The 20,566-nt window shown below is 70.3% G+C and carries 16 protein-coding genes; 9 read left to right on the top strand and 7 right to left on the bottom strand.

The window, feature by feature from the left end:
* Positions 1-171: 171 nt before the first annotated feature.
* The 3 genes from ACFWY5_RS53905 to ACFWY5_RS53915 all read right to left on the bottom strand — a co-directional run bounded on the left by ACFWY5_RS53905 (position 172) and on the right by ACFWY5_RS53915 (position 4,890).
* Entirely contained in the window at positions 172-1,923 is a 1,752-nt protein-coding gene (locus ACFWY5_RS53905; protein WP_379639744.1) for an ABC transporter ATP-binding protein, read from the bottom strand.
* A 93-nt stretch (positions 1,924-2,016) separates the two neighbouring features.
* Complete coding sequence (locus tag ACFWY5_RS53910; protein ID WP_379610636.1) at positions 2,017-3,705, bottom strand: ABC transporter ATP-binding protein; 1,689 nt, start codon at positions 3,703-3,705, stop codon at positions 2,017-2,019.
* 39 nt (positions 3,706-3,744) lie between these two features.
* Entirely contained in the window at positions 3,745-4,890 is a 1,146-nt protein-coding gene (locus ACFWY5_RS53915; RefSeq protein ID WP_379639745.1) for a nitrate/nitrite transporter, read from the bottom strand.
* Between the two features lie 45 nt (positions 4,891-4,935).
* Here ACFWY5_RS53915 and ACFWY5_RS53920 point away from each other — a divergent pair, with 45 nt between their 5' ends.
* The 5 genes from ACFWY5_RS53920 to ACFWY5_RS53940 are packed head-to-tail and all read left to right on the top strand — an operon-like array spanning position 4,936 to position 11,924.
* On the top strand, positions 4,936-8,463 hold the full coding sequence (locus ACFWY5_RS53920) for a nitrate reductase subunit alpha (RefSeq protein WP_379639746.1): 3,528 nt from the start codon (positions 4,936-4,938) through the stop codon (positions 8,461-8,463).
* Positions 8,463-10,067, top strand: coding sequence for a nitrate reductase subunit beta (narH, locus tag ACFWY5_RS53925; protein ID WP_379639747.1), 1,605 nt, complete (start codon positions 8,463-8,465; stop codon positions 10,065-10,067). The genes ACFWY5_RS53920 and narH overlap by 1 nt, the downstream gene beginning before the upstream one ends.
* Positions 10,064-10,618, top strand: a complete 555-nt coding sequence (gene narJ, locus ACFWY5_RS53930) for a nitrate reductase molybdenum cofactor assembly chaperone (protein WP_379610640.1) — start codon at positions 10,064-10,066, stop codon at positions 10,616-10,618. The genes narH and narJ overlap by 4 nt, the downstream gene beginning before the upstream one ends.
* Complete coding sequence (gene narI / locus ACFWY5_RS53935; RefSeq protein ID WP_379610641.1) at positions 10,615-11,295, top strand: respiratory nitrate reductase subunit gamma; 681 nt, start codon at positions 10,615-10,617, stop codon at positions 11,293-11,295. The genes narJ and narI overlap by 4 nt, the downstream gene beginning before the upstream one ends.
* Positions 11,292-11,924, top strand: coding sequence for a phosphotransferase (locus ACFWY5_RS53940; RefSeq protein ID WP_379610642.1), 633 nt, complete (start codon positions 11,292-11,294; stop codon positions 11,922-11,924). The genes narI and ACFWY5_RS53940 overlap by 4 nt, the downstream gene beginning before the upstream one ends.
* Here the strand turns inward: ACFWY5_RS53940 and ACFWY5_RS53945 are convergent.
* The 4 genes from ACFWY5_RS53945 to ACFWY5_RS53960 all read right to left on the bottom strand — a co-directional run bounded on the left by ACFWY5_RS53945 (position 11,914) and on the right by ACFWY5_RS53960 (position 16,593).
* Positions 11,914-13,047, bottom strand: coding sequence for an NAD(P)/FAD-dependent oxidoreductase (locus ACFWY5_RS53945; protein WP_379639758.1), 1,134 nt, complete (start codon positions 13,045-13,047; stop codon positions 11,914-11,916). The two genes, ACFWY5_RS53940 and ACFWY5_RS53945, sit on opposite strands and share 11 nt — an antisense overlap.
* A 114-nt stretch (positions 13,048-13,161) precedes the next feature.
* Positions 13,162-13,899, bottom strand: coding sequence for a succinate dehydrogenase/fumarate reductase iron-sulfur subunit (locus tag ACFWY5_RS53950; protein ID WP_379610643.1), 738 nt, complete (start codon positions 13,897-13,899; stop codon positions 13,162-13,164).
* Position 13,900: 1 nt separating this feature from the next.
* On the bottom strand, positions 13,901-15,826 hold the full coding sequence (locus ACFWY5_RS53955) for a fumarate reductase/succinate dehydrogenase flavoprotein subunit (RefSeq protein ID WP_379610644.1): 1,926 nt from the start codon (positions 15,824-15,826) through the stop codon (positions 13,901-13,903).
* On the bottom strand, positions 15,823-16,593 hold the full coding sequence (locus tag ACFWY5_RS53960; RefSeq protein WP_379610645.1) for a succinate dehydrogenase cytochrome b subunit: 771 nt from the start codon (positions 16,591-16,593) through the stop codon (positions 15,823-15,825). Before ACFWY5_RS53960 ends, ACFWY5_RS53955 begins: the two co-directional genes overlap by 4 nt.
* A gap of 165 nt (positions 16,594-16,758) precedes the next feature.
* Here ACFWY5_RS53960 and ACFWY5_RS53965 point away from each other — a divergent pair, with 165 nt between their 5' ends.
* Genes ACFWY5_RS53965 through ACFWY5_RS53980 form a run of 4 tightly spaced genes read left to right on the top strand, consistent with a single transcriptional unit; the run spans position 16,759 to position 20,453 of the window.
* Positions 16,759-17,715, top strand: coding sequence for a LysR family transcriptional regulator (locus ACFWY5_RS53965; protein WP_379610646.1), 957 nt, complete (start codon positions 16,759-16,761; stop codon positions 17,713-17,715).
* Between the two features lie 37 nt (positions 17,716-17,752).
* Positions 17,753-18,874: a PP2C family protein-serine/threonine phosphatase gene (locus tag ACFWY5_RS53970; RefSeq protein ID WP_379639748.1), complete on the top strand. Its 1,122-nt coding sequence runs from the start codon at positions 17,753-17,755 to the stop codon at positions 18,872-18,874.
* Positions 18,871-20,016 (top strand): ATP-binding protein, encoded by a 1,146-nt coding sequence (locus tag ACFWY5_RS53975; protein WP_379639749.1) that lies wholly within the window; start codon positions 18,871-18,873, stop codon positions 20,014-20,016. Before ACFWY5_RS53970 ends, ACFWY5_RS53975 begins: the two co-directional genes overlap by 4 nt.
* Positions 20,013-20,453, top strand: coding sequence for a response regulator (locus ACFWY5_RS53980; RefSeq protein ID WP_379610649.1), 441 nt, complete (start codon positions 20,013-20,015; stop codon positions 20,451-20,453). The genes ACFWY5_RS53975 and ACFWY5_RS53980 overlap by 4 nt, the downstream gene beginning before the upstream one ends.
* The last annotated feature ends 113 nt before the right edge of the window (positions 20,454-20,566 follow it).

Consider the following 20,566-nt stretch of genomic DNA (forward strand, 5'->3'; position numbering starts at 1 on the left):
GCTGGGGGCTGGGCTGGGCTGGGGGCTGGGGGGCTGGGCTGGGGGCTGGGGGGCTGGGCTGGGGGCTGGGGGGCTGGGCTGGGGGCTGGGGGGTTGGGGTGGGGGTTGGGGTGGGGGTTGGGGTTGGGGTGGGGGTTGGGGTGGGGGTGGGGGTGGGGGTGGGGGTGGGGGTTAGCGGGGGGCGGGGGTGCCGTGCCAGCTGGACCACAAGGCCGCGTAAGAGCCGCCCTGTGCCACCAGCTCGTCATGGCTGCCCAGCTCACTGATCGTCCCGTCCTCCACCACCGCGACCCGGTCGGCGTCGTGGGCCGTGTACAGGCGGTGGGCGATGGCGATGACGGTCCGGCCCTCCAGGACGGCGGCCAGCGAGCGTTCCAGGTTTCTGGCCGCGCGCGGGTCGATGAGGGAGGTCGCCTCGTCGAGTACCAGCGTGTGCGGGTCGGCCAGCACGAGGCGGGCCAGTGCGAGCTGTTGCGCCTGGGCGGGGGAGACGGCGAGGCCGCCGGAGCCGACTTCCGTGTCGAGGCCGTCGTCCAGGGCCAGCGCCCAGTCGAGGGCGTCGACGGCCGCCAGCGCCTGCCGTACCCGATCGTCGGTGGCGTCGGGACGGGCGATGAGCAGGTTGTCGCGGAGCGTGCCCTTGAAGACGTGGTGTTCCTGGGTGACGAGGGCGACGTGGCCGCGCAGGTCGTCCAGGGGGAGGTCGACCAGCGGGACGTCGCCGACGGTCACGGCGCCGGTGCGCGGGCCGTGGATCCCGGCCAGCAACCTGCCAAGCGTCGACTTGCCGGCGCCGGACGGGCCGACCATGGCCAGGCGTTCGCCGGGCGCGACGGTCAGCGAGACGCCGTGCAGGACGTCCCGGCCGGCCCGGTAGGCGTAGCGGACGTCGTCGGCCTTCAGGTCTTCGCCGGAGGGGCGGGCGCCGGTGGCGGTGCGGTCGTCGGGCACGTTCGCCACGCCCAGCAGGCGGGACATGGCGGCGCCGCCGACCTGGAGCTCGTCGATCCACATGAGGAAGCGGTCGAGCGGGTCGATGAGCTGCTGCGCGTAGAGGGTGGCGGCGGTGACCTGGGCGAGCGTGACCCAGTCGTTGATGTAGAAGAGGCCGCCGATCAGCAGGCTGATGACGACGGGCAGCACGTAGCCGAGCTCCACGGCGGGGAACCAGACCGTGCGCAGCCCGAGGGTGTAGCGCTCGGCGGCGTAGGAGGCGGTGATGTCCCGGTCGGTACGGTCGGCGCGCCGGCGCTGCAGGCCCAGAGCCTCCACGGCACGGGCGCCTTCCACGGTCTCGGCCAGGCCCTCGGTCATGTCGGCGTAGGCCGCGTTCTCGCGCAGGTAACCGTCACGCGCCCGCCGCAGGTACCAGCGGGTGGCGATCCACAGGATGGGCGCGGCGATCAGCATGGGCAGCGTGAGCAGCGGGCTGACCAGCAGCAGCGCGCCGACGGTGATGGTGAAGGTGACGACCGCGATCAGTGTCTCCGGTACGGCGTGCCGCACCGTCCTGGACAGCGAGTCGACGTCCCGCGACGTACGGGTGATCAGGTCACCGGAGCCCGCCCGCTCGACGGTGGACAGCGGCAGCCCGAGCACCCGGTCGACGAACTCCTCGCGCAGCTCGGCCAGCACCCGCTCGCCCAGCCGGGAGGAGGCGAGCACGGCGAAACGTACCAGCAATGCCTGCATGAGCAGGAAGCCGCCGATGGCCAGGCCGACGAACCACACGTTGACGCGGGCGCCGTCCTGTACGTCCTGGACCAGGTTGCCGAGCTGCCACGGCACGGCGAGGCCCGACACGGCGGCCAGCCCGTGCAGCGCGAGCGCGACGGACAGCTGACGCGGGTATTTGAGCGTCAGCCGGCGAGCGTAGGCACGAACCTGCTTCTGATCGGCAACCGGCAGGATTTCCCTGCTCATTTGTCGTTCACCACTCCTCACTCACTCCGCGGAGTGCCTCGTACCTCGGCCCTCCACTCCGCTCGCTGCGTCGGGTTCGCTCCGCAGCCATGTTCAGTCCTCTCCTCTCGTGACGGTCGCCGAGTAGGCGCTGGACGTGGCGAGCAGTTCGCGGTGCGGGCCTTCGGCGTGGACGCGGCCGTCCTCCAGGTAGACGACGTGCTCGGTGCGGTCGAGCACGAGCGGGCTGGTGGTGCAGATCAGCGTGGTCTTGCCGGCGCGTGCCTTGGCGAGCCGTTCGGCGATGCGGGCCTCGCTGTGGGCGTCGACGGCGCTGGTGGGTTCGACGAGGATGAGCACCTCGGGGTCGGCCACCAGGGCGCGGGCCAGGCGCAGCCGCTGCTGCTGGCCGCCGGAGAACTCGCGGCCGCTCTCGGCGACCACGGTGTCGAGGCCTTCGGGCAGCGCGTCCACGATGTCCTCGGCGCAGGCGGCCCGCAGCGCGTGGCGTACCTCGTCGATGGAGGCGTTGCCGCGCACGTCGAGCTCGTCGCGCAGGCGGCCGGAGAACAGGCGGGCGGCGTTGTCGGCGACCAGGATGCGCTCGCGGACCTCGGGGATCGGCAGCTCGGCCAGGTCGACGCCGCCGAAGGTGACGTCGCCGTGGGCGTAGCGGCCGAGGCGGTCGGCGACCTCGATGGCCTGTTCGGGCGTGGGGGCGGCCAGCGCGGTCATGGTGCCGGGCTGGAGGGTGACACCGCTGTAGGAGTCGCGCAGGACGCCGCCCTCGGAGGTACCGGTGCCGCCGTCGACCTCGGGTTCCATCGACAGGATCCGGACCACGCGGCGTGCGGCCACGTGCCCCTTGGTCAGCTTGTCGGCGGCCTCGGTGAGGGTGCGCATGGGGCCGATGAGGAAGACGGCGTAGCCGTAGAAGGCGACGAGCTGTCCTGCGGTGATCTGGCCGCCGAGCGCGAAGGAGGCGCCGATGCCGGTGACGACGGCGATGAGCACGCCGGGCAGGAGGATCTGGGCGCCTTCGAGCAGCGACTCGATGCCGGCCACGCGGACGCCGGCGTGGCGTACGCGCTGCGACTCCTCCTGGTAGCGCCCGGAGAAGACCTGCTCGCCGCCGATGCCGCGCAGGACGCGCAGGCCGGAGACGATGTCGGCCGAGCGCGTGGACAGTTCGCCCTGCAGGTCGCGGTGGGCCTTCTGGCGTTTGTGCAGCGGCTTGAGCAGCGGGCCGACGGCGATGGCCATGAGCGGGACGCCGAAGAGCACGAGCAGGCCGAGCGGCAGGGAGGTGGAGATGAGGTAGATCGTGACGGTGACGATCGCCACGACCGAGCCGGTGCCGCGCAGCAGGATGTCCATCGAGCTGCCGATGTGCGCGATGTCGGAGTTGCCGACGCTGATGACCTCGCCGGTCGACAGCCGCTTGGGGAGCGTGGCGCCGAGGCGGGTGGCGTGGCGGGTGGTGAGCTGGACGGTGCGGTACGCGGCGGCCAGCCAGTTGTAGACGGCGAAGCGGTGGCGCATGATGCCGGCGAAGGCCTGCAGCAGGCCCAGCGCGAGCATCACCGCCGACCAGATCAGCAGCGCTCGGGTGTCCTTGGCGGTGACGGCGTCGACGCCCTTGCCGAGGACGGCGGGGACGAGCGCCTGTCCCAGCCACCAGAGGGTGGCGAAGCCGATGCCGATCGCGAGCGCGGTCTTCTGCCGCAGCGCGTTCCACAGCAGGTAGCGGAAGGGCGTGCGTATGTCAGGGGTGCCGGGATCGGCTTCAGGCAGGGAGCGCATAGCCTGACTAGGCTGTCAAAGCCGCCCTGACCAGGCAAATCATTTTCCGAACCCCCGGAGGGTGTAGAGCAGGGCCGTCAGCGCGGTCAGCGCGAGGAGCAGGTAGCCGATCGTGTACGCGCCGGTCGCGGTGTAGACAGCGCCCATGACCAGCGGCGGGAAGTATCCGCCGAGCCCTCCGGCGGCCCCCACGAGGCCGGTGACGGTGCCGACCCGCGAGGCCTCGACCAGCTTGGCGACGAGCGCGAAGACGCCGCCGGCGCCGAGGCCGAGAAAGAAGGCCATGAGCACGAAGCTGACCCCGGCGGGGATCTCCAGCGGCGGGTTGAAGGCGAGGACGACGGCCATGGCGACGGCGCCGGCGAAGGAGATCGTCAGCACCCTGATCGGGCCGATCCGGTCGGAGGAGATGCCGCCGAGGGGGCGGGCGATCACGGCGGCGATGGAGAACCCGGCGGTACGCAGGCCCGCCTCGGTCTGGGCGAACTCGTAGACGTTCTGCAGCAGCGTGGGCAGGTAGGTGGAGAACGCGACGAAACCGCCGAACGCGACCGCGTACAGGAAGGCGCACTGCCAGGTGGCCTTGATCTTCATCGCGTCCTTCATGCGGGGCAGTGCGGGCTCGGTGCTGGGCTGCCAGGCGGGCGAGTTGCGGCTGGCGAGCAGCATGATCACGCCCATGACGGCGAGCGCGGCGCCCATGATCAGGTGTGTCGTGGAACGGCCCAGCGATTCGACCAGCCGTGGCGTGAAAAATGCGGACAAGGCGGTGCCGCCCATCCCGGCCCCGAACACGCCGGTGGCGAACCCGCGCCGCGCCGGCTCGTACCAGGAGTTGACGAACGGGATGCCGATCGCGAACGAGGTGCCCGGGATGCCCAGCAGAAACCCCCACAACAGCAGCGAGCCGTAGGAGTTCGACCAGCCCACGAACAGGACCGGCACGATCGAGACGAAGCAGATGATCGCGAACATCAGCCGCCCGCCGAACTTGTCGGCCAGCATCCCGACCGGGATCCGCCCCAGCGACCCGACCAGCACGGGGATCGCGACCAGCATCGACGTCTCGGTCGGCGACAGGTGCAGTGCCTTGCTGTAGCTGCCGGACAGCGGGCCGATGAGGTTCCACGCCCAGAACGTGATGGTGAAGGCCGCCGTCGCCAGCACAAGATTTCGCACACGCATGCACCCTGTGTAACAGGTCGCTACAGAGTGTGATGAAGTGGGGGTATGAGTGAGGCGGAGGACATCCTCCTGAAGACCGGCCGGTTCTTCCGCAGATCGGTCACGGGCCAGGACCTGCGGACCGTCTACCTGTCCGGCGGCCGGGAGGGCGACGCCTTCTACCGCGACCGGTGGAGCCACGACAAGGTGGTCCGCTCGACGCACGGCGTGAACTGCACGGGCTCGTGCTCGTGGAAGGTCTACGTCAAGGACGGCATCATCACCTGGGAGACCCAGCAGACCGACTACCCGAGCGTCGGCCCCGACCGCCCCGAGTACGAGCCGCGCGGCTGCCCGCGCGGCGCCGCCTTCTCCTGGTACACCTACTCGCCGACGCGGATCCGCTACCCGTACGCGCGGGGCGTCCTGGTCAGGATGTACGGCGAAGCCCGCGGCAGCGGCCTCGACCCGGTAGCCGCCTGGGCCGAAATCACGACAAATCCGGAAAAGCGGGAGACCTACCAACGCGCCCGCGGCCAAGGCGGCCTCGTCAGGATCACCTGGGACCTCGCCACCGAGATGATCGCCGCCGCCCACGTCCACACCATCGCGACCTACGGCCCCGACCGCGTGGCCGGCTTCTCCCCCATCCCCGCCATGTCCATGGTCAGTCACGCCATCGGCGCCCGGTTCGTCTCGCTGATCGGCGGGACCATGCTCAGCTTCTACGACTGGTACGCCGACCTGCCGGTCGCCTCCCCCCAGGTCTTCGGCGACCAGACCGACGTACCCGAGTCGGCCGACTGGTGGGACGCGGCGTACCTGATGTTGTGGGGCGCCAACGTCCCGGTGACCCGCACGCCCGACGCCCACTGGATGGCCGAGGCCCGCTACCGGGGCCAGAAGGTGGTGGTGGTCGCCCCCGACTACAACGACGCGGCCAAGTTCGCCGACGAGTTCCTGGCGGTGAACCCGGGCACGGACGGCGCGCTGGCCATGGCGATGGGCCACGTGCTGCTGAGGGAGTGCTTCGTCGAACGGCAGGTGCCGTACTTCACCGAGTACGTCAGCCGGTTCACCGACCTGCCCTTCCTCGTCACGCTGACCGAACGCGACGGCCACCACGTGCCGGACAAGTTTCTGACCGCCGCCGACCTGGGCTCGCAGGAGGAGTCGGCGGAGTGGAAGACCGTCTTCCTGGGCGCGGACGGCGAGCCGGTCGTGCCCAACGGCTCGGTCGGCTTCCGGTGGGGCGAGCGCGGAAAGGGCCGCTGGAACCTCAAGCTCGACACCGAGCCCCTGCTCACGCTGTACGGCGCGGAGCCGGTTGAGATTGCTCTGCCCCGCTTCGACGGCGGCGGCCCGCTGACCCGCGGCGTCCCGGCCAGGCGGATCGGCGGGCATCTGGTCACGACCGTCTTCGACCTCATGCTGGCCCAGTACGGCGTGCACCGGCGCGGGCTGCCGGGCCGCTGGCCCCACGGGTACGGCGACGCGTCGGAGCCGTACACGCCGGCCTGGCAGGAGCCCATCACGAAGGTCCCGGCGGCCCGCGCGATCAAGATCGTGAGGGAGTTCGCCACGACGGCCGAGCAGACCCGCGGCCGCTGCATGATCATCCTGGGCGCGGGGACCACCCAGTGGTTCCACGGCGACACTATCTACCGGGCCTTCCTGGCGCTGCTGATGCTGACCGGCTGCCAGGGACGCAACGGCGGCGGCTGGGCGCACTACGTGGGCCAGGAGAAGTGCCGCCCGCAGACCGGATGGGCGCAGCTGGCCGGCGGCCTGGACTGGTCGCGCCCGCCCCGGCAGACGCCGGGCACGCCGTTCTGGTACCTGCACACCGACCAGTGGCGCTACGACCGCTTCGACGCCGGCGATCTGAGCTCCCCGATCGGCCCCGGGGCCTTCCGCGGCAGACACACCGCCGACCTGGTGGCCGAGGCGGTCAGGAACGGCTGGATGCCGATGGCGCCCGCCTTCGACCGCAACCCGCTGGAGCTGGGCGACGCGGCGGACCCGGTCGCGAACGCCCAGGAGGAGCTCGCCAACGGCACCCTGCGCTACGCCGCCGAGGACCCGGACGACCCGCGCAACTGGCCGCGGGTGCTGACGCTCTGGCGCTCCAACCTGCTGGGGTCGAGCGCCAAGGGCAACGAGTACTTCCTGCACCATCTGCTCGGCGCGCGCTCGAACCTGCCGCGGCCCGACGAGCAGGCGCCGCGGGGCAAGCTGGACCTGCTGCTGACGCTGGACTTCAGGATGACGTCCTCGACGTTGTTCTCCGACATCGTGCTGCCCGCGGCGACCTGGTACGAGAAGCACGACCTGTCCTCGACGGACATGCACCCGTTCGTGCACGCGTTCAACCCGGCCATCACGCCGCCGTGGGAGACCAAGAGCGACTTCCACGCCTTCCACGCGATCGCCAGAGCCTTCAGCGCCATGGCCAAGGACCGGCTCGGGGTCAGGAAGGACGTCGTGGCGCTGCCGTACCAGCACGACACGCCCGGCGAGATCGCCCAGCCGGGCGGACGCGCGCCCGCCCGCGTCACGCCCAACCTGGTGGTGGTCGAGCGCGACTACGGCGCGGTCGCCGAGAAGATGGCGGCGCTCGGCCCGCTGGCCGAGCGCAAGGGGCTGCCGGTGAAGGGCGTGGTGTTCATGCCCGACGAGGAGGTGGTCTGGCTCGGCGAGCGGTGCGGGCTGGTGCCGCGCGGCGTCGCCAAGGGACGGCCGATGCTCGACACCGAGGCCAAGGCGTGCGAGGCGATCCTGGCGCTGTCGGGGGTCAGCAACGGGCGGCTGGCCGCCCAGGGCTTCGGGCAGCTCGCCGAGCGGACCGGCACCGACTTCGGCGAGCTCGTCCACCGCGACCACCGCATCGTCTTCGCCGACACCCAGGCCAGGCCCACGCACGTGGCCTCCAGCCCGGAGTGGTCGGGCAAGGAGTCGCACGACCGCCGCTACTCCCCCTTCACCATCAACGTCGAGCACCACAAGCCGTGGCACACGCTGACCGGCCGGATGCACTTCTTCCTCGACCACGACTGGATGCACGAGTACGGCGAGGCCCTGCCGGTCTACCGGCCGCCGCTGGACATGACCGCCCTGTTCGGCGAGGGGAGCGCGGACATGCTGGTGGTGCGGTATCTGACGCCGCACTCGAAGTGGTCCATCCACTCCGAGTACCAGGACAACCTGCTCATGCTGTCGCTCTCACGCGGCGGTCCGGTGATCTGGATGTCGGTCCAGGACGCCGCGAAGATCGGCGCCGCCGACAACGACTGGATCGAGGCCACCAACCGCAACGGCGTGGTCGTGGCCAGGGCGATCGTCTCCCACCGGATGCCCGAGGGCACGGTCTACATGCACCACGCCCAAGACCGGGTGATCGACGTGCCGAAGTCGGAGGCGACCGGACGGCGCGGCGGCATCCACAACGCGCTCACCCGCGTGCTGATCAAACCCACCCACATGATCGGCGGGTACGCCCAGCTCTCGTACGCCTTCAACTACCTCGGCCCGACCGGCAACCAGCGCGACGAGATCACCGTGATCAGAAGGCGCTCGCAGGAGGTGACGTACTAATGCGGATCATGGCTCAGCTCGCGATGGTGATGAACCTCGACAAGTGCATCGGCTGCCACACCTGCTCGGTCACCTGCAAGCAGACGTGGACCAACCGGGCGGGGGTCGAGTACGCCTGGTTCAACAACGTCGAGACCCGCCCCGGCCAGGGCTATCCGCGCGGTTATGAGGACCAGGACCGGTGGCGCGGCGGCTGGGAGGTGGACAACAAGGGCCGGCTGCGGCTGCGGGCGGGCGGCCGGCTACGCAAGCTCCTCGGCATCTTCGCCAACCCGCTCATGCCGAACATCCAGGACTACTACGAACCCTGGACCTACGACTACGAGAACCTCACCCGCGCCCCGCTCGGCGACGACATCCCGGTCGCGCCGCCGCGCTCGCTGATCAGCGGCGAACCCATGGCGATCCGCTGGAGCGCCAACTGGGACGACAATCTCGGCGGCGACCCTTCGGAAGACCCGATCCTGCGCAGGGTCGGCGACCAGGTGAAACTGGAGTTCGAGCAGGCGTTCATGTTCTACCTGCCGCGCATCTGCGAGCACTGCCTGAACCCGTCCTGCGTCGCCTCCTGCCCCTCCGGCGCCCTCTACAAGCGCGAGGAGGACGGCATCGTCCTGGTGGACCAGGACCGCTGCAGGGGCTGGCGGATGTGCGTGACCGGCTGCCCGTACAAGAAGATCTACTTCAACCACCGCACCGGCAAGGCCGAGAAGTGCACGTTCTGCTACCCGAGGGTGGAGGTCGGGCTGCCGACCGTGTGCTCGGAGACGTGCGTCGGCCGCCTGCGCTACCTGGGCGTCATGCTCTACGACGCCGACCGGGTGGGCGAGGTGGCGAGCATCGCCGACGACAAGGAGCTGTACGAGGCGCAGCTGTCGCTCTTCGTCGACCCTGACGACCCGGCCGTTGCCGCCTCCGGGCTGCCCGACGACTGGATCGAGGCGGCCCGCCGCTCGCCCGTGCACGACCTGATCATGCGATACCGGGTCGCGCTGCCGCTGCACCCGGAGTACCGCACGCTGCCGATGGTCTGGTATGTGCCGCCGCTTTCGCCCGTCGTGGACGCGCTGGCCGGCTCCGGGCACGACGGCGAGGACGCCGGCAACCTGTTCGCCGCCGTCGAGGCGCTGCGCATCCCGGTGGAGTACCTGGCCGAGCTGTTCACCGCCGGCGACCCGGTGCCGGTGACGGCGGCGCTGCGGCGGCTGGCGGCCATGCGCTCGTACATGCGCGCCGTCAACCTGGGCGAGGAGCCCGAGCTGCCGCACTCGGGGCTGTCGGCCGAGGACATCCACGACATGTACCGGCTGCTGGCCCTGGCCCGCTACGACGAGCGCTACGTCATCCCGTCCGCCTACTCCAAGACGCCCGGGGCCGTGGAGGAGATCGGCTGCAGCCTCGACTACGACGGCGGGCCCGGGATGGCGGGGCCGTTCGGGGAGGGCTCGGGCCGGCCGGTGCCGGTGTCGATCGAGAGCTTCCACGGGCTGAAGCAGCGCCAGACCGGCGAGGAGACCACCCGCGAGCGGGTCAACCTCCTCAACTGGGACGGCAGGGGCAAACCCGCCGGCCTGTTCCCGCCGAAGAGGGGCGAGGCATCTTGAACAAGGCTGTGACCTGGCAGGCCGCCGCACACCTGCTGGCCTACCCCGACGAGCGGTTCTGGGGACGGCTGCCGCTGATCGAGCGGGCCGCCGCGCCGTACTTCCCCGGGTTCGCCGCCGCCATCCACGCCATGGGGCCGGGCGAGCTGGCCGCGCACTACGTCGACATGTTCGACCTCAAACGGCGCTGCTGCCTCTATCTCACCTATTACGCCGACGGCGACACGCGGCGGCGCGGCGAGTCGCTGGCCGCGCTCAAGGGGCGTTACCGGGCCGCCGGGTGGGAGCTGATGGACGACGAGCTGCCGGACTTCCTGCCGGTGATGCTGGAGTTCGCCGCCCTGGACGCCGCCGGGGCCGCGCTGCTGGCCGAGCACCGGGTGGGGATCGAGCTGCTGCGTTCGGCGCTGGACGGGTACGGCTCGCCGTACACGATCGTGCTGGACGGCGTGCGCGGCGCCCTGCCGGAGCCGACCGCGGAACAGCGGGCGGCGGCGGCCCGGCTGGCGCAGGACGGCCCGCCCGCCGAGTCCGTGGGGGTGTACCGGTGAACTACGGCGAGACGTTCTTCTGGGTGATCGCGCCCTACGTGACGCTGGTGGTCCTGATCGGCGGGCTGCTCTGGCGCTACCGCTACGACAAGTTCGGCTGGACGACCCGCTCGTCGCAGCTCTACGAGTCGCGCCTGCTGCGGATCGCCTCGCCGCTGTTCCACTACGGGCTGGTGTTCGTGATCGCCGGGCATGTGATCGGCCTGTTCGTCCCGGCCTCGTGGACGGAGGCGATCGGTCTGTCCGACCACGCCTACCACCTGCTGGCCCGCGTCTTCGGCGGCCTCGCCGGCCTGGCCGTGCTCACCGGGCTGGCCCTGCTCATCTACCGCAGACGGCGCAACGGCCCGGTCTTCCGCGCCACGACCGTCAACGACAAGGTCATGTACGTCGCGCTCGCGCTGGCCGTGGTGGCCGGGCTGGTGGCCACGCTGACTGGAGCGGAGTACCGCGATTCGGTCTCGCCGTGGTTCCGCAGCGTCTTCGTGTTCCGTCCGGACGCCGAGGCGATGGCCGAGGCGACCATCTTCTTCAAGCTGCACGTCATCGCCGGGATGGTGATGATCGGGCTGTTCCCGTTCACCCGTCTCGTGCACGCGCTGTCGGCACCCGTCGGGTACTTGTTCCGCCCATACATCGTCTACCGGAGCCGACTACGCCAGAATCAATCCCTGTGAGGCATGGCTACACCAACAGCACCTTCGGCGACGGCGCTCTGGTCGTGAAGTGTTATCTGGGTCCGGGCGCCGCGGAACGGCTGGAAACCGAGCGGAAGATGTTGCGCCGCCTGCGCGGCCGGGTGCCCGTGCCCGCCGTGCAGGCGGTCAGCGACACCAGCCTGACCACCCGGTTCGTCGCGGGCATCCATGGTCAGGATCTCCTCGACGAGGGGCTGGCCAAGGAGGTCATGACCGCCTGCGGGCGGACGCTGGCCGCCATCCACGCCATGCCCGCGGCCCGGGGCCGCGTCCTGGTCCACGGCGACTACGGCCCCAACAACCTGATCATCGATCCGATGACGCACGAGACCGCGGCGGTGCTCGACTGGGAGTGGGCCCACCGCGGCGAACCGGTCGAGGACCTGGCGTGGTGTGAGTGGATCATCAGGACCCACCATCCCGAGCACGAGCAGGCGCTGCCGTACTTCTTCGAGGCCTACGGCGGGCCGGTGCCCGAGTGGCCGGAGCGGCACGCGGCGATGCTGGAGCGCTGCCGCGCGCTGCTGGCCTTCGCCGCCGAATGGGGGCCGGAGGGCGAGGAGCTCTGGCGGGAGCGGGTCGCGGCGACGGCCGCCTTCACCGGCTGAGCGCGGAGATCTTCTCCCGGGCCAGGCGGACGCCCCTGGCGTGCTTCCAGCCGATGGCCGCGGTCACCTCGTCGCCGTTCTCCGCCAGAGCGACCCAGCGGTCGGCGCCGGGTTCGCCCTCGATCCACCGGATCCGGTCGTCTTGGCCGATCCGGCCGTGGATCTGGAGCTTCACGTCGTACTGGTCGGTCCAGAAGTAGGGGATCGAGGAGAACGGCCGCTCGTCGCCGAGGATGTTGCCCGCGACGGCCAGGGCCTGTTCCGTGGCGTTCGTCCGGCTCTCCACGCGGCCCGTCGGGAAGCGGGCCACGTCGCCGACCGCGTAGACGCCGGGGGCCACCTCACCGTAGGCGTCGCAGGTGACGCCGTCGCTCAGGTCCAGGCCGCTGCCGGTGAGCCAGCCGGTGGCCGGAACCGCGCCCGCGGTGACGATCACCAGGTCGGCGGGGATCTTCTCGCCTCCGGTCAGTTCCAGGCCGTCGGCGCGGCCGGCCGTACCGGTGAAGGCGTTGACCTCGGTGCCGACCCGCACGTCCACGCCGTGCCGGCGGTGTGTGCGCGCGACGAGCGCGCCGAGCCTGGCGCCCAGGTGGCGGGCCATGAGGACCGACGCGGGCTCAACCAGCGTCACCTCCAGGCCGAGCGTGCGCGCGGCGGCGGCGACCTCGCACCCCAGTACGCCCGCGCCGACCACCGCCACCCGCCCGGCGTCCTTCAGCTCCCCGCGCAGCGCGAGCGCGTCGTCGAGCGTGCGCAAGGTGTGCAGCCCGTCCAGGACGGGCTGGCCGGGCAGCCGCCGCGGCCTCAGCCCGGTCGCGATCACCAGCCGGTCGTACGGCAGCCGCCGCCCGTCGTCCAGCCCTACCACCCGTTCACCCCGATCCAGGTGTACGGCCCGCCGCCCGAGCACCCACTCCACGTCCAGCCCGTCGAACGCGTCCCGGCCGAGCAACCGGGTGCGCTCGGCCGGCCAGGACTCGGTGAGGACCTGTTTGGACAGCGGCGGACGATCATAGGGCAGGTGGCGCTCCTCCCCCACGAGCGTGATCGTGCCGTCGAACCCCCTGCGCCGCAGCACCTCGGCCACGGTCAGCCCACCGATCGAGGCGCCCACGATGACCACGTTCAATGCCGTCCCCCAACTAAGCGAACACTGTCGTCACAAAGTGTACATCGTGCACACAGGGGCGTGAAAAAGGCCGCACCCCCCTCCGGCGTGCGGCCTTCTCCCGGACCGCTACCTGCTGGCCTTCAGGTACTCGGTGTTCATCTGGGCGATGGTGTCCAGCGGGATCCCCTTCGGGCAGACCGCCGTGCACTCGCCGGTGTTGGTGCAGCCGCCGAAGCCCTCGGCGTCCATCTGGTCCACCATCGCCTTGGCGCGGCTGAGGCGCTCGGGCTGGCCCTGCGGGAGCAGCGACAGGTGGGTGATCTTCGCCGCGGTGAACAGCGACGCCGAACCGTTCGGGCAGGCCGCCACGCAGGCGCCGCAGCCGATGCAGGTGGCGGCGTCGAAGGCGTCGTCGGCGTCCTCCTTGCGGACCGGGACCGCGTGCGCGTCCGGCGCGGAGCCGGCCGGGACCGAGACGAACCCGCCCGCCTGGATGATGCGGTCGAAGGCGCTGCGGTCCACGACCAGGTCCTTGATGACCGGGAAGGGAGCGGCCCGCCACGGCTCGATGGTGATCTCGGCGCCGTCCTCGAAGTGGCGCATGTGGAGCTGGCACGTCGTCGTGGCGCGCTGCTCGCCGTGGGCCACGCCGTTGATGACCATGCCGCACATGCCGCAGATGCCCTCGCGGCAGTCGTGGTCGAAGGCGATCGGGTCGTCGCCCTCCAGGATCAGCTTTTCGTTGACGACGTCGAGCATCTCCAGGAAGGACATGTCCGGGGAGACGTCCTTGGCCAGGTAGGTGACCATGCGCCCGGCGTCGTCCGGGCCGCTCTGCCGCCATACCTTGAGGGTGAGATCCATTTTACTTGTAGCTCCGCTGGCTCATCTTGACGTAGTCGTACTCGAGCGCTTCCTTGTGCAGCACCGGGCCGTCGGGGGTGCGCTCCCAGGCCGAGACGTGCGCGAAGTGGTCGTCGTCGCGCAGCGCCTCGCCGTCGGCGTCCTGCGACTCGGCGCGGAAGTGGCCGCCGCAGGACTCGGTGCGTACCAGCGCGTCCAGGCACATCAGCTCGGCCAGGTCGAAGAAGTCGGCCACCCGGCCGGCCTTCTCCAGCACCTGGTTGAGCTCCTCCGGCGTGCCGCTGACCTTGACGTTGCGCCAGAACTCCGCGCGCAGGGCCGGGATCAGGTCCAGGGCCTTGCGCAGCGACTCGTCGGTGCGCTCCATGCCGCAGTAGTCCCACATGATCTTGCCGAGCTCGCGGTGGAAGGAGTCCGGCGTGCGGGTGCCGTTGACGGCCATCAGGCGGTCGATCTTGGTGCGTACCTTGATCTCGGCCTCGGCGACGGCCTCCTCGTCGACCTCGCCGTACGGGCCGTTGGCCAGGTAGTCGCCCAGCGTGGTCGGCAGCACGAAGTAACCGTCGGCCAGGCCCTGCATCAGCGCCGACGCGCCGAGGCGGTTGGCGCCGTGGTCGGAGAAGTTGGCCTCGCCGATCACGAACAGACCGGGGACCGTGGACTGCAGGTCGTAGTCCACCCACAGGCCGCCCATCGTGTAGTGCACGGCGGGGTAGATGCGCATCGGCTGGGTGTAGGGGTCCTCGCCGGTGATGCGCTCGTACATCTCGAAGAGGTTGCCGTACTTCTTCTCGACGGCGTCGCGGCCGAGGCGGGCGATCGCGTCGCGGAAGTCGAGGTAGACGCCCAGGCCGCCGGGGCCGACGCCGCGGCCCTCGTCGCAGACGTTCTTGGCCGCGCGCGAGGCGATGTCACGCGGCACCAGGTTGCCGAAGGCCGGGTAGATGCGCTCCAGGTAGTAGTCGCGCTCCTCGTCCGGGATGTCGCCGGCGGCGCGCTGGTCGCCGGCGGCCACCGGTACCCACACCCGGCCGTCGTTGCGCAGGGACTCCGACATCAGCGTCAGCTTCGACTGGTACTCGCCGGAGACCGGGATGCAGGTCGGGTGGATCTGCGTGTAGCACGGGTTGGCGAAGTACGCGCCGCGCTCGTGTGCCCGCCAGATGGCCGTGGTGTTGCAACCCTTGGCGTTCGTGGACAGGAAGAAGACGTTGCCGTAGCCGCCGGTGGCCAGCACGACCGCGTCGGCCGTGTGCCGCTCGATCTCGCCGGTGACCATGTCACGCACGATGATGCCGCGCGCCCGGCCGTCGGAGACGATCAGCTCCAGCATCTCGTGCCGGGTGAACATCTCGACGGTGCCGGCCTTCACCTGCCGCTCCAGCGCCTGGTAGGCGCCCAGCAGGAGCTGCTGGCCCGTCTGGCCGCGGGCGTAGAAGGTCCGCGAGACCTGCGCGCCGCCGAAGGAGCGGGTGTCGAGCAGGCCGCCGTACTCGCGGGCGAACGGCACGCCCTGGGCCACGGCCTGGTCGATGATGTTCACCGAGACCTCGGCCAGGCGGTAGACGTTCGACTCCCGGGCGCGGAAGTCTCCGCCCTTGACGGTGTCGTAGAAGAGCCGGTAGATCGAGTCGCCGTCGCCGCGGTAGTTCTTCGCCGCGTTGATGCCGCCCTGGGCGGCGATCGAGTGCGCCCGCCGGGGCGAGTCCTGGTAGCAGAACGACTTGACGTTGTAGCCCAGCTCGCCGAGGGTCGCGGCGGCCGAGCCGCCGGCCAGGCCGGTGCCGACCACGATGACGTTGAGCTTGCGCTTGTTGGCGGGGTTGACGAGCTTGGCGGCGAACTTCCGCTTGGCCCACCGCTCCTCGATGGGGCCTTCCGGGGCCTTGGCGTCCCGGAGGGCTTCGCCCTCGGTGTATTCGATCACTTGACTACTCCGAACATGATGGCCAGCGGCGGCGCGAGGAACCCGAGCACGAGCACGGCCGAGACCGCGAGCGCGCCCAGCTTCACCACCCGGCGGCGCTCTCCCTTGACCCAGCCCAGCGTCTGGAAGGCCGACCAGATGCCGTGGCGCAGGTGCAGGCCGACCAGGAGGATGGCGATCACGTAGATGGCCGTGACCCACCAGCGGCCGGGCTGGAAGCCCTCGATCATGCGGTCGGCGGGCGCGGAGTTGACCCCGGCGGGGTTGACCACGCCGAAGGTCAGGTCGAGCAGGTGCCAGACGATGTAGAGCGCGATGGTGACGCCGCCCCAGCGCATGATGTGCGTGGCGTACCCGGTGGCCTGCGACTTCTTGGCCACGTACTTCACCGGCCTGGCCTTGCGCGCGCGGCGGGTCAGCGTGATGGCCGCCCACAGGTGCAGGACCACGGCCACGAAGAGGGTGATCTCCAGCAGGGTCACCACGCCCCGGTACGGCAGGAACGGCTGCAGCAACGTCCGCAGCCAGTGCGCGTACTCGTTGAACGAATCCCGGCCGTAGAAGATCTTCAAGTTGCCCAGCATGTGCAGGGCGAGGAAGCCCACCATCACGGCGCCCGTGACGGCCATGATGACTTTCCTGCCGTTCGACGAGCTCAGGAACCCGCGGGACTTCTTGGGCGTTGGCGGAGCAGGGGTCTTCCCGGCTTCCGTCTTGGGGGGACTCACGGGCGCCGTCGCGGCCCCGCGCTCAATCGTGGCAGTCACATCTTGGAACGCTAGGTATCCAGGGATGATCCGTCCAAGTCATCATGGATCTGGTTTCCATAGCCAAGGGCTATGACCCTTGGTTTCGTACGGCTGCCGCAAATTCCACAAAGCACGCGTGCGAGCAAAATCACAGCCCGGCGATAGCCGTAAGCTATGGAGATCATGCAATTGCAGCAGCTCGCCTATTTCGTCGCGGTAGCCGAGACCAGGCACTTCACCCAGGCCGCCGAGAGCGTGCGCGTGGCCCAGCCGTCGCTGAGCAAGCAGATCAAGGCCCTGGAGACCGAACTCGGCGCGCCGCTGTTCTCCCGCGCCCGCGGCAACGTCACGCTCACCCCCGCGGGCGAGGCGCTCCTGCCGCTGGCCCGCCGCATGCTCGCAGACGCCGACACCGCCCGGCAGGAGGTGGCCGAGCTGGCGGGGCTGCGCCGCGGCCGCGTACGGCTGGGCGCCACCCCGTCCCTGTGCGCCGGGCTGCTGGCCGACGCGCTGGCCCGCTTCCACCGCGACTATCCCGGCATCCGGCTCCACGTCGAGGAAGGCGGCTCGCGCGACCTGGTCAGGGCGCTGGCCCGCGGGCAGATCGACCTCTCGCTGATCATCACGCCGCTCCAGCACGACGACCCCTCACTGGTGACCGAGGAGATCCTGCGGGAGAACCTGGTCGTCGTCTCTCCCAGCCACCGGCGGGCCGGGCCGGTGGGTGACGACATGGCGATCCGCCGGCCGTACGTGCGGATCGAGGACCTGCGCGGACGGCCGATGGTGATGTTCCGGCGCGGCTACGACCTGCGCGAGGCCACGCTCGCGGCCTGCCGTCAGGCGGGCTTCGAGCCGCGCTTCGCGGTCGAGGGCGGCGAGATGGACGCGGTGCTGCGGTTCGTGGAGGCGGGTCTCGGCGTGGCCGTGGTGCCGTCAATGGTGCTCGACGGGCGCCCGGGACTGACCGGCACACCGCTGGCGCCACCGGGCCTGAGCCGCACGATCGCGCTGGCCAACCGCAAGGACGTCGAACCGACCCGCGCGGCCCAGGCGTTCCGCGCTACTCTGCGGACATTTCTCGTCGAGGCCGCCCACGAAGGGACGCTTCCACAAGGGGTCGAGCTCATCGCAGAATGAACCAGCGATCGCTACGAGGCAGTGGAGAGGGCAGTGCGTGACGGCTTCACTATCCGAGACCCTCACCCTCGTCCTCATCGAGGACGACGACGGTGATGCCTTCTTGGTCGAGGAGCTGCTCAAGGAGGCGGAGGCACCCCCGCGCATCACCTGGGTACGCAGCCTGGCCGAGGGGCTGCCCAAGCTCACCCCCGACGTGCAGTGCGTGCTCGTCGACCTGTCGCTGCCGGACGCCAGCGGGCTGGAGGCCCTGGAGCAGGTGCTGGCGGCCGCGCCGCAGGCCGCGGTCCTGGTGCTGACCGGGACCAGCGAGGCGCACGTCGGCGTGGCCGCGGTGCAGGCCGGCGCCCAGGACTACCTGGTCAAGCAGGACATCACCGCCCGGCTGCTGGTCCGCTCGATCCGCTACTCCATGGAGCGCAGGCGCACCCAGCGGATGCTGGTCAAGGCGGAGGTGAGCGCCCAGGAGAACGCCCGGCTCGAACGCGGCCTGCTGCCCGTCCCGCTGCTGAACGGCGACACGATCGAGCACACCACCCGCTACCTGCCCGGCAGCCAGGGCGCCCTGCTCGCCGGCGACTTCTACGACACCGTCCAGACACCCGACGGCTCGGTGCACATCGTGGTGGGCGACGTCTGCGGGCACGGCCCCGACGAGGCCGCGCTCGGCGTCGCGCTGCGCATCGCCTGGCGCACGCTGGTGCTGGCCGGGCAGACCGGCGACGTCATGCTGCACGCGATGGACGCGCTGCTCAGGGTCGAGCGCAAGGCGCCGGAGATCTACACCACGCTCTGCACGGCCACCCTCACCCCCGATCTCGCCCACGCGGAGATGCGGATCATCGGCCATCCGCCGCCGGTGCTGATCCGCGACGGCGTGGTCGAGGCCGTCAGCGAGGGCCCGTCGGGGCCGCCACTGGGCATCTTCCGGGACGCGGAATGGCACGCCATCGACGTGCCCCTGGGCCAGGACTGGTCACTCATGCTCTACACCGACGGCCTCATCGAGGCAGCCGTGGAGCAGGACCAGCTGGGCGTCGACGGGCTCGTGGAGCTGGTGCGCGAGCACGGCCACGTCGACCTCGACCGGCTGATCCGGCACGTCGGAACCCTCACCGACGACCTGGCCGTGGTCCTCGTCCAGAGGAGAGCGCCGTGAACCTTCATCCGCTGCCGCCGGCCAAGGAGCCCACCGGCGTCGGCCGGCTGCCCGTGGCCCGCTGGTTCGTCGCCGCCGGCGTCGTCATGGCGCTGGCCTACGCCGCCGGAGTCGGCGTGACGCTGACGATGGTGGACCAGATCCGGACGATCCAGCCGCGCCCCGAGGTCGTGGCCCGGCTGGACCAGCTGAACACCATGCTCATCGTGGTCTTCACCGTCATCCTCGTGGCCGCCGTGGCGCTGACGTTCATGATCCGCTATGCCGTGCTCAAACCCATGGCCCAGCTCGCCGGACAAGTCCGCGAGGTCGCGGCGGGCGACTTCAACCGCAGGCTGCGGGTCGACCGCCCCGCCGAGCTCGCCGAGCTGGCCTCCCACGTCGACTCGATGCGCGGGCGCATTCTGGAGGGCTGGCGCAGCGCCGAGGAGCAGGCCGACGAACTGCGGCGCTCCAACGGCGAGCTGGAGCAGTTCGCCTACGTGGCCAGCCACGACCTGCAGGAGCCGCTGCGCAAGGTGGCCAGCTTCACGCAAATGCTGGAGCAGAGGTACGGCCCGCAGCTCGACGACCGCGCCAAGCAGTACATCGGCTACGCCGTGGACGGCGCCAAGCGCATGCAGGTCCTCATCAACGACCTGCTCGACTTCTCCCGCGTGGGCCGGGTCCACGGCGAACGTGTGGTCACCGACACCGGCGAGGCCCTGAACACGGCGCTGGAGAACCTGTCGGCGGCCATCGAGGACACCGAGACGGTGGTCACCTCCGACCGCATGCCGAAGGTGGTGGGCAACAGGTCACAGCTGGTCCGCCTGTTCCAGAACCTCGTGGAAAACTCCGTCAGGTTCCGCGCCGACGTCCCCCCGCGCATCCACATCGGCGCGCGACGCACCGACAACGGCATGTGGGAGTTCAGCTGCTCCGACAACGGCATCGGCGTCGAGGCCAAGTACGCTGACCGCATCTTCCTGATCTTCCAGCGCCTGCACGCGCGCGACGTCTACCCGGGCACCGGCATCGGGCTGGCCCTGTGCAGGAAGATCGTGGAGTACCACGGCGGGCTGCTCTGGCTCGACCCCGACGGTGACGGCCCGGGTGCCACGTTCCGCTGGACCCTGCCGGAAGCGGAAGAGGACGCATGATCCCGATCGAAGTGCTGCTGGTCGAGGACGACCAGGGCGACATCCTGCTCACCCGGGAGGCCTTCGAGCTGAACAAGGTCAAGAACCGGCTGCACGTGGTCAACGACGGCGAGCAGGCGCTCGCCTTCCTGCGCCGCGAGGAGGGCTACGCCGACGCGCCCCGCCCGGACCTGGTCCTGCTCGACCTCAACCTGCCGCGCATGGACGGCATGGAGGTGTTGCAGGAGGTGAAGGCGGATGCCGCGTTGCGGTCGATCCCGGTGGTGATCCTGACGACGTCGGAGGCTGAGGAGGACATCATCCGCAGCTACCAGCTCCACGCAAACGCATATGTCACCAAACCGGTAGATTTTGACCAATTTATCCGAGTTGTCCGGCAAATAGACAATTTTTTCGTGACCGTAGTGAAGCTGCCGAACCAAGGACACCGCCTCTGACGTGCGGACGTGACAGGAATCACACAGGGCCATCGAAAAAGTGAGTGACCCTTCTCACAAAACGTGATGCCGTCGTCGTAACGTATCCCCCACCAAATGCGCGCCCGAGCGGA

The organism is Nonomuraea sp. NPDC059007, from assembly GCF_042740555.1.
Taxonomy (GTDB): Bacteria; Actinomycetota; Actinomycetes; order Streptosporangiales; family Streptosporangiaceae; genus Nonomuraea.